General features: G+C 52.8%; 14 protein-coding genes. 4 read left to right on the top strand and 10 right to left on the bottom strand.

Annotated elements, in window-relative coordinates; genetic code table 11:
- Window positions 1-813: 23S rRNA (guanine(745)-N(1))-methyltransferase (gene rlmA / locus ACKWMY_RS27315; protein WP_409487433.1), on the bottom strand; the 813-nt coding region annotated here is incomplete at its 3' end.
- 145 nt (window positions 814-958) lie between these two features.
- On the opposite strand from rlmA, the gene ACKWMY_RS27320 reads away from it, so the two are divergent.
- Window positions 959-1,672, top strand: coding sequence for a polyphenol oxidase family protein (locus tag ACKWMY_RS27320; protein ID WP_409487434.1), 714 nt, complete (start codon window positions 959-961; stop codon window positions 1,670-1,672).
- A 65-nt stretch (window positions 1,673-1,737) separates the two neighbouring features.
- Here the strand turns inward: ACKWMY_RS27320 and cspE are convergent, their stop codons facing one another.
- From cspE to ACKWMY_RS27335, 3 genes are all read right to left on the bottom strand, one after another.
- On the bottom strand, window positions 1,738-1,947 hold the full coding sequence (cspE, locus tag ACKWMY_RS27325; RefSeq protein WP_002221949.1) for a transcription antiterminator/RNA stability regulator CspE: 210 nt from the start codon (window positions 1,945-1,947) through the stop codon (window positions 1,738-1,740).
- A gap of 41 nt (window positions 1,948-1,988) precedes the next feature.
- Window positions 1,989-2,105 carry a DUF2627 domain-containing protein gene (locus tag ACKWMY_RS27330; RefSeq protein WP_002211058.1) on the bottom strand — a complete coding sequence of 39 codons (117 nt, stop codon included), beginning with the start codon at window positions 2,103-2,105 and terminating at the stop codon, window positions 1,989-1,991.
- 749 nt (window positions 2,106-2,854) lie between these two features.
- Window positions 2,855-3,853 carry an MBL fold metallo-hydrolase gene (locus ACKWMY_RS27335; protein WP_024531222.1) on the bottom strand — a complete coding sequence of 333 codons (999 nt, stop codon included), beginning with the start codon at window positions 3,851-3,853 and terminating at the stop codon, window positions 2,855-2,857.
- Between the two features lie 211 nt (window positions 3,854-4,064).
- Here ACKWMY_RS27335 and ACKWMY_RS27340 point away from each other — a divergent pair, with 211 nt between their 5' ends.
- On the top strand, window positions 4,065-4,349 hold the full coding sequence (locus ACKWMY_RS27340) for a hypothetical protein (protein WP_065684260.1): 285 nt from the start codon (window positions 4,065-4,067) through the stop codon (window positions 4,347-4,349).
- Window positions 4,350-4,385: 36 nt separating this feature from the next.
- Here ACKWMY_RS27340 and ACKWMY_RS27345 read toward each other — a convergent pair whose 3' ends face one another.
- From ACKWMY_RS27345 to ACKWMY_RS27355, 3 genes are all read right to left on the bottom strand, one after another.
- Window positions 4,386-5,756: an amino acid permease gene (locus tag ACKWMY_RS27345; protein ID WP_024531220.1), complete on the bottom strand. Its 1,371-nt coding sequence runs from the start codon at window positions 5,754-5,756 to the stop codon at window positions 4,386-4,388.
- A gap of 162 nt (window positions 5,757-5,918) precedes the next feature.
- Window positions 5,919-6,155, bottom strand: a complete 237-nt coding sequence (locus tag ACKWMY_RS27350) for a DUF4060 family protein (RefSeq protein WP_024531219.1) — start codon at window positions 6,153-6,155, stop codon at window positions 5,919-5,921.
- Between the two features lie 90 nt (window positions 6,156-6,245).
- A complete protein-coding gene (locus ACKWMY_RS27355; RefSeq protein WP_024531218.1) occupies window positions 6,246-6,548 on the bottom strand; it encodes a phage protein NinX family protein in 303 nt (100 codons plus the stop codon).
- Window positions 6,549-6,658: 110 nt separating this feature from the next.
- Between ACKWMY_RS27355 and fos the strand changes: the two genes are divergently transcribed.
- Window positions 6,659-7,066: a fosfomycin resistance glutathione transferase gene (gene fos, locus ACKWMY_RS27360; RefSeq protein ID WP_211135559.1), complete on the top strand. Its 408-nt coding sequence runs from the start codon at window positions 6,659-6,661 to the stop codon at window positions 7,064-7,066.
- An 87-nt stretch (window positions 7,067-7,153) separates the two neighbouring features.
- Here fos and ACKWMY_RS27365 read toward each other — a convergent pair whose 3' ends face one another.
- The 3 genes from ACKWMY_RS27365 to ACKWMY_RS27375 form a co-directional block, all read right to left on the bottom strand.
- Entirely contained in the window at window positions 7,154-7,435 is a 282-nt protein-coding gene (locus ACKWMY_RS27365; protein WP_409487435.1) for a YebO family protein, read from the bottom strand.
- Between the two features lie 98 nt (window positions 7,436-7,533).
- Entirely contained in the window at window positions 7,534-7,677 is a 144-nt protein-coding gene (locus ACKWMY_RS27370) for a PhoP/PhoQ regulator MgrB (RefSeq protein ID WP_037435707.1), read from the bottom strand.
- 120 nt (window positions 7,678-7,797) lie between these two features.
- Window positions 7,798-8,037 (bottom strand): DUF2766 family protein, encoded by a 240-nt coding sequence (locus tag ACKWMY_RS27375; protein WP_021181023.1) that lies wholly within the window; start codon window positions 8,035-8,037, stop codon window positions 7,798-7,800.
- 169 nt (window positions 8,038-8,206) lie between these two features.
- On the opposite strand from ACKWMY_RS27375, the gene ACKWMY_RS27380 reads away from it, so the two are divergent.
- Window positions 8,207-8,419: a YccJ family protein gene (locus ACKWMY_RS27380; protein WP_021181021.1), complete on the top strand. Its 213-nt coding sequence runs from the start codon at window positions 8,207-8,209 to the stop codon at window positions 8,417-8,419.
- Window positions 8,420-8,707: the final 288 nt, after the last annotated feature.

Genomic DNA, 8,707 nt, shown 5'->3' on the forward strand with positions numbered 1-8,707 from the left:
GACCCGGCGGTATAAGCGGATAGCGAAATCCGTCTCACAGGCAAAGGTCGCCATGTCTAGCAAACCTTGCTGCACCTCCGGCGAAGCGCGCCAGGCAAACGGCGTCATCTGCAACAGATTGGCAGCCTGGTCACCCGGCAGCGCCATCGGATAAGCCAGTGACTCGGCCAATTCACAGCTGAAGCCCTCAAGCTGCTCATCATGTTCCGCATGCAATTGAACCTCCTGATAAACCTGCTGTTTTAGCTGAAAAAGGTGACGCGGCCCCGGTGACACCGTCACAACCACCCCACCCGGCTTGACTACCCGCGCCAATTCCTCGGTTTTACAGGGTGCATAGATACGTAACACCGCATCGAGCGACGCGTCGGCAAACGGTAGGCGATGGCTGGAAGCCACGCAGAAAGAGACCGCCGGGTAGCGTTTGGCCGCCGAGCGAATCGCCACCTTGGCGACATCCAGGCCATACACCGCCACAATCCGCTCCTGAGACAAGCGTGCAGCCACGGCGGCCGTGTAATAGCCTTCACCACAACCAATATCCAGCAGTGCCTGTGGTTCAATAGGCAAGGTGTTGGCTAACAGTTCGGCCACCCGCTGTTGCAACGGCTGGTAGTAGCCGCCGTCAAGAAATGCGCGACGGGCCTGCATCATCTCGGCACTGTCACCCGGCTGTTTAGAACGCTTGTGTTGCACCGGCATTAAGTTGACGTACCCTTCTTTGGCATGGTCGAATTGATGGTTATTTTCGCAACGCCACTGTTGGTTTGCGAAATCAAGCGGTTGGAAGCACAGGGGGCACTGATAAGACATGGATGAGATCCCAGAGAGAGATGGCGCGGGTAGTCTAAAGAAGGCTGGTGTACGATGCAAGGCGGATGCCCATCTGCCACTAGCCAAGTAATCCAAAAGCTGGCTACACTGGATATCTCCTCTCAGCCACAGGCAAAGACGTTCTATGACCGACTATTCCCCGCTGCTCAGCGGCGTTCCTGGCATCGCTCATGGCTTTGGCAATAAAGGTGCCCTTCTGCCAACGCCGTTACAACCCTTTCGCAATACGCTGCCTGAGAAAAAACAGGTACACGGTATTCGCATAGTCGATATCCATCAGGCCGGCCAGCAATGCGGTGAAGCCGATGGCTTCTTTACCCGTGAGCCAGGGATCCTGATCAGCGTATTAACCGCAGACTGCCTGCCGGTCATTTTCAGCCGTAAAGACGGTAGCGCCATTGCTGCGGTACATGCGGGCTGGCGCGGCCTGCTGGATGGCATTCTGGAGCAGATGGCCAAACGCATCGGCCAGGATGACGATACCGCCAACTGGGTAGCCTCCATCGGCCCCGCTGCGGGCGCTTGCTGCTATCAGGTTAATCAGGAACTGGTCGAACAGTTTCGGCAAGCACTTCCCTTGCCAGCAGAGCTGATCAGCCCGACCTGCCACCATCTGGATCTGGCCGCCATCGCCGTAAACAAGCTCAATGCCTTGGGATTCGCCGCGGTCGATCACGCAGGCTCTTGCACCATCTGCACGCTCAACAGCGACCCACGGCAGCCGCAGCGCTTTAAATACACCAGTTATCGCCGCAACAGCCATCGCCGAGCGCAAGATCCCAACCATCCGGGGATTAAAGGCCGTAATCAGTATTCCGGCATCATCATCACCGGGTGACATTCACCGATGCCAGAAACGAAAAAACCCGCACTAAGGCGGGTTTTTTGTTCAGCTGACGCTGATTAGATTGCAGTAACGTTTACTGCAGATGGGCCTTTCTGGCCATCTTGAATTTCGAACTCAACGTTCTGGCCTTCAGCCAGGGTTTTGAAGCCGTTACCCTGGATTGCAGAGAAGTGTACGAATACGTCTTTGCTGCCGTCAGCCGGGGTGATGAAACCGAAACCTTTAGACTCGTTGAACCACTTAACTTGACCTTTGATCTTTGCCATCTTGAGTATTTCCTTTGGATTGTTTAAACCGCCCGTAGGCGTTACATAGACAAACTAGAGTCGTTACTGCTTGAGGCACTAAGATAAGGATCGGCAGAGAAGCGGTATTCAACGCTAACGTCTTTACTCAGAACTTCTTTACTGAAAATGCCACACATATACAGAACTGTACCTCGTTTTACCCAAGTGCGTTATCACATACTCTGGAATCGATGGCAAGCCATTTTTAATCACTCATGGACGTGTCGCACATATTTGAAACGGTCAGCCGCAAGAATAGCTTAAATAGGGCAAAAGAGGTTGAAGCCTTGGCTATTTTCTGCTTTGTAAAGAGGCCGCGCTGTACTCCGCGTGGCGCCTCAGTTTTAACAATTCTTTCAACTTGGCAGCGAGCGGTTTTCACCACATATAAGCCGCAGACAGGCCCAAGAACGTAAAAAAATTTGAATCTTTATGGAATTTTATATGCAACTATTGAATATCGATGACCGGGGGGCAAATGGCCTACTGATCCGACCTTTGGGTAGCAAAGCCTGTCATAGCAGGAGAGTTATGCTTTGGACCGCCACAACAGAGTCGTGCACTCGGGCCAAAACGCTCACGCAGACCAGTGCATAATCATGCAGCGTGCCAAATTTTGCACCAAGAATGTGCAAGCGGACGAAATAGCCCCCCCTACCCTGGAAATTTATATCCGTAGCTAAGTTAGTAAGGATAAAAACAAATAATAAAAATACCACCTACCCACTCAGCAGCTATTTCCGCCGAAGATTAACAACATCGCCAAGGCATTTTTTCCGCTAATCTTGGCGTGACCGTTTAATCCATTACCCGCCGCAATCCCCGCAAAGCCGCACCACGCCAAGCGCCACCCGACGCAGGGTACGCCGCATCCCCATGATACTCATTAGGAGTTAGGGCTAACCTCCAGATGCTCACCAATCTTCAGCGGATAAAAACTGTGCTGCTCAACCCCGGCCTCGCGAAGTGCCAGGCTGAGTTGTGCAGGTGGTTCATCCAACGACTCATCGGCCAATTCAAACACGCCCCAATGGATCGGGATCACTCTGGGTTCGTTCAATTGCTGATACAGCCTCACCGACTGCTGCGGGTCCATATGCTGCTCTTGCATGAACCATCTCGGGGCGTAAGCACCAATGGGCAGCGCCGCGATATCGAACGGCCCAAGGCGGGTGCCGATATCGACCAACCGCTCGCTGTAACCGCTGTCACCAGAGAAATAAAAACGCAGCGCCGGGTGATGGATCACCCAGCCACACCATAGAGAACGGTTGCGATCCCACGGTGTACGCATGCTCCAGTGGCGTGCTGGCGTGGCGTAGACCGTCATTTCGTCCAGCGTCAGGCTCTCCCACCAATCCAGTTCGACCACCCGTTTGGCCGGGTAATGGCTGAACCAGCGTTTGAGGCCCAGCGGTACAACAAAGGTGGCATTGCGAAAGCGTTTGGTCAGTTCCCTGATGGTTTGACGATCCAGATGGTCGTAGTGATTATGGGAAATCAGCACCACATCTACCGCGGGCAACTGCTTTACCGTTAGCGGAGGCGGTGTCTTGCGATGCGGGCCGTAGAAGCTCACAGGTGATGCCCTTGGCGACAGTACCGGATCGATCAGCACATGGCGCCCTCCCAGGCGCAACAGCAGAGAAGCATGGCCCAACCACCATACACGGTCCTGTTCGCCGCTCAGGTCGGCGGCTTGCCACCAGTTGGCGATAAACTGCTCGTAGCCCGCCTGAGGAGGTTTGGGCAGGCCGAGCTTCTTGCGTTCCTCTTGCCAGCGCTTCAGATCCCCGGCCTGGTGCAGCGACGGCTCCGGGTTGCAGAATCCCTGTGGCGTATGATGCGCTTTGCTGGCGTCGTAATATTTGTTGGTTATTTTCAACCCATTCTCTCCCTGTAGTACCATAATGGTGCCGCAACCGTTACAAGATTGCCTACCCAATAGCTTATAGTATCGCAATGACAAACAACTGACCTTTTTGTCGATGTTGTTGTCATAGCCAAGTAAGAAGGCCAAGGTCGCCAAGAACCTGTTAAGCCTTTCTTAAGAACCTTGTGATTTACTTACTAGGACATTCTGAAAAGGAGGAGTTATGAGCCGGACTGCATCAGGCAAGTCACGCGTTCGTATGGGCCGCTATCGCCGAGCGCTGACTACGCAAGGGCAATACTGGAAAATGTATCTGGCAATGAAGCTGCGCCGGCTACGCGTACCGTCACCGCTGCTGTTACTGGCAAGCACCCTGGCAGGCTTTTTTATGCTGGGCCTGCTGATGCTTAGCGTGGTGGTGATTGATGTTATCAGCACCCTGTTCCTGCTGTGCAGAAAGCTGCTGCGGCTGGGGCGCCACCACCAGGGCAACGCCGTCGCCCGTTAACCGTTTGGAGGCGCTGCGGCGCCTCCTACGTGAATACTACCTCTTGTTACCCCCCGCCTTTTTACGCCGGGTCAGCATAAACCCAACCCACAACAGCAGCACCCACACCGGCATCAACAGCACGGAAATGCGGATCCCTGGGCTGAAGTACATGATCACCAGGATCAACGACAGGAACACCAGGCATAGATAGTTGCCAAACGGATACCATAGAGACCTAAAGCTGGTGATCACCCCTTGGCGATCCTTGGCCGCGCGGAATTTCAGGTGTGCCAGGCAAATCATCACCCAGTTAATCACCAACGTCGAAACCACCAGCGCCATCAGCAAGCCAAACGCCTCACCGGGCATGACGTAGTTAATCAATACGCCTACCGAGGTGGCCAGCGCCGATAACGCGATAGACAGTACCGGTACGCCACGTTTGTTGACCTTGGTCAGCGCCTTTGGCGCATTGCCTTGTGTTGCCAGGCCAAACAGCATCCGGCTGTTGCAATACACGCCGCTGTTGTAGACCGACAGCGCTGCCGTCAGTACCACCACGTTGAGCATGGTCGCCACCAGGTTGCTGTTGAGCGCATGGAAGATCATCACAAACGGACTGCCCCCTTCCACAACCTTGCCCCACGGATAAAGTGACAGCAACACCGTCAACGAGCCGATATAGAAAATCAGGATGCGATACACCACCTGATTGGTGGCTTTAGGAATGCTACGGCGCGGATCGGCAGCTTCTGCTGCGGTGATACCCACCATTTCCAGCCCTCCGAACGAGAACATGATCACCGCCATCGCCATCACCAGGCCGCTGATGCCGTGAGGCATAAAACCGCCCTGATCCCACAGGTTGCTAATGCTGGCTTCCGGGCCACCGTTACCGCTGGCCAACAGATACGCACCAAATACGATCATCCCCAGGATCGCCGCCACCTTGATGATGGCAAACCAGAACTCGGTTTCCCCATACAGGCGTACGTTCACCAGATTGACCAGGTTAATCACGACAAAGAAAACCGCCGCCGATGCCCAGGTTGGGATTTCAGGCCACCAGTATTGAATATAAATCCCTACGGCGGTCAGTTCCGCCATACCGACCAGGATAAACATCGCCCAGTAGTTCCAACCGGACAAGAAGCCGGCAAAGTCCCCCCAATATTTATAGGCAAAATGGCTAAAGGAACCGGCCACCGGCTCTTCCACCACCATCTCCCCCAGTTGGCGCATGATCAAAAAGGCAATAAAACCGCCAATGGCATAGCCCAGCAGCACGGAAGGCCCGGCCATCTGTATGGTTTGTGCAATACCCAGGAATAGGCCGGTACCGATGGCACCTCCCAAGGCAATAAGTTGTATATGTCTATTTTTTAAACCGCGTTTTAGCGGGGTATCCTGAAGCTGACCGCCCATCTTTTCCTCGTCCGGCTGAGTATCCAGGCAGCATTGCGCAAGATATCGCCAACCAATAAATAAACCTGCGGGCGTTTTAACACTTAACCTTTCAGGCATCAAGGATTAGCGCCCGGTAATCATTAACCGGGCCAGGAGGTTACAAGAAGTTTGCTTCGCCGGTCAGCTTGGCATACCGCACAGTTTGCTGAGGTTACGTGCGCCGATCATCAGCGTCGCCACATAGGATTGACGGCGGGTGATGACCTCCACCGCCACGCGATCGTTTTGATACTTTATCAGGTAGGTTGAGGGCCAGCCTTGTCGGTGCAGCCCATAGCTTTTGGCATGACAATCGATCGCCGCATGGGCAATCACTAAATGTGAGAGATTGGTATCACCTTTGATAATGCGCTTCATAAAACAGTCTCCGTCAGCGACAGGTCCATTGTCAGAATAAGGCGGTGTCTCATCATTACGGGTCATCTACATTATCGACTAACATTTGATTTATTGCGCTTGCTGACTCAATAAAAAACAGATCATTGCGGCCCGCAGCGGGCTATGACTACCGGCTTGCCATTCCCCTTGCTGGGTGATAATACTGGCTTGCCACTGTGGCTGGTCACTTTGTTCGGGGGCATTAAGGCTTATTTTGTTGGCGCAGATAATCGGCCAGGCATCGGAGGGGTTCTTGCAGTAGTCTTTCCCTTTCACACCGCCGTAAGGGTACCATTTATCCGGATTTTCCCCGGTGATTAACGCAATGCTGCGGTTTACTTCGGCGTCGCTTTCTTCGTACCATCTAATCATTGCTGATATCCATCTTTCGTAGAGTTGGCGCTACATTACGATGCCAATACGACAGATTTATGACAGCTCGCGCGTCGTTAACATTATTTTTACTTACGGATGAATTGATTATGTTGCTGGGTCTTAACCACCTGACGCTCGCGGTAAGTGAGGTAGAACGCAGTTTTCGTTTTTATGTAGATGTGCTGGGATTCACCCCCAAAGCCCGCTGGCATCAAGGTGCCTATCTTGCATTGGGTGAACTGTGGCTATGCCTGTCACTGGATGGTGCCCGAAAAAATGAGATGTTGAGCGACTATACGCATTACGCGTTTAGTGTGGCACCCGAGAACTTTGCCGTCATTGTGGAGCGTTTGCGCAAAGTTGGCGTACAGGAGTGGAAGAATAATCACAGTGAGGGCGAATCTTGCTACTTTCTCGATCCCGATCGGCACGCGCTGGAAATCCACTGTGGCGATCTGGCAAGCCGGTTGGCAGCCTGCCGGCAGAAACCCTATCAGGGGATGGTGTTTTACTGAAACGGAATGGTGAGAAGGCGATCCGGTTAAAACTGAAACTGAGATAACCGACGTGTCCTTAACCTTCTCACCAAATGAGGCGCGCGATTAACGCTCTGGGATAAACCCTTTATAACTCAGTGCCGGGCTAAGGTCATCATCATAATCGTCAACCGATGTCTTGTCCCCCCGGGCGGTTTGCACCAACGTTTTTAACAGTGCCGTTTGCTGGCGCTGCTGCTCGGCGATTTCCTGCAACAGCTGGATCTGTTCGTTGGCGCGTACGCTGGCACGATTCACTATGAACCAGACCCACAGGCCAAGCAATACAGCCAATACCACAACGGCGATGGAAATCAGGCCGGACGGGCCAGAAGCTAAATCAAACATGGACAACCCTATCTACTCTACTGCCTCAACCAAGCCGATATAGTAGCATTCTCACCAAGGCCAGGGGCAAGTTTGCGAAAAATTGTTATTTCGCCATGTTACCAGGGAACGATACGCGTGATAGAGCAAATGCCCAGTGCAAACTTCCCACCTTGATCGCAATAGCTATCCAGAGCCAGCAGATAGAAAAGCAAGCAGGCAAACAGCGTTGCCGCTATCACCAGCAGTTTTTTACGCCCCAAACCTTAGCAGCCTTATGATTATGTTGTTAACTTAATCATCAATGCTAGCATAGGCAACTTAAACGAAGTTTAACCGGCCGTTTAGATCTCCTTGCCCATTTTGAACAAAAGATAACCCGGTTACTCGCGGTTAAACTTCATCTCAATCAGCGCAATCGCTTTTTCAATCGCCCGCTTGGTGATCGGATCGGCCCCGGCCGGGTGGCTGCTAAAATCGATACTCTTGAGCTGGCTGGCCATCTTGTCCCGTACTTCGGTCGGCGCGATCACGTCGATCACATCCAGGATCTGCTTGATAACCAGTTGGCAGGCAACCAGATCGGAAACCAGTTCTTGATCGTTGCTCAGTGCGCTAGACATAATTTTTCCTCTGTTGATGTAAACGCGGCAAAGAATACCACGCCGTTTTGCATTTTGCCGTAGGCGTTCCGCCCTGAATTTTCGGCAATAATACGCATGCCTTGCAAAAACCAGCAGCAGAATTGTGGCCTATACTAGGCTGTGCCTCACACTCAACAGGAGAGCAGTCATGGCAAATCATAATGTGAAATCTTGGGCGACAGTGCGTGAAACCTCGGTAGAAATTGCCGAAGCGATCTTTGAGTTGGCCGGTAACGACGAGGTTTTGGCGCAAAAAATTTGGGAAGAAGGTAGCGATGAAGTACTGCCGCTGGCGTTCAGTAAAACCGAAGCCGACCAACTGTACTGGGGCGAAGAAACCATCGAGCGTAAAAACGTCTGACGCCCCTCACCCCAACCCTCTCCCACAGGGAGAGGGAGTTGTTTGCCCCTGCCTATTTGGAACTAAAGAGGTCATATCAACAAACTCGATCACCCCTTAGTCCAAGGTGAGTCAGCCGATGCTCAACTTTCACCCAACTCGACCGGTCCCTCTCCCTGTGGGAGAAGGCGCTGTTTACCCCTGCCTATTTGGAACTAAAGAGGTCATATCAGCAAACTCGTTCACCCCTTAGTCCAAGGTGAGTCAGCCGATACTTATGATGAATCACTACACTTTCACCCGACTCGA

It is taken from the genome of Serratia sp. J2, from assembly GCF_046269175.1.
GTDB lineage: Bacteria > Pseudomonadota > Gammaproteobacteria > Enterobacterales > Enterobacteriaceae > Chania > Chania fonticola_C.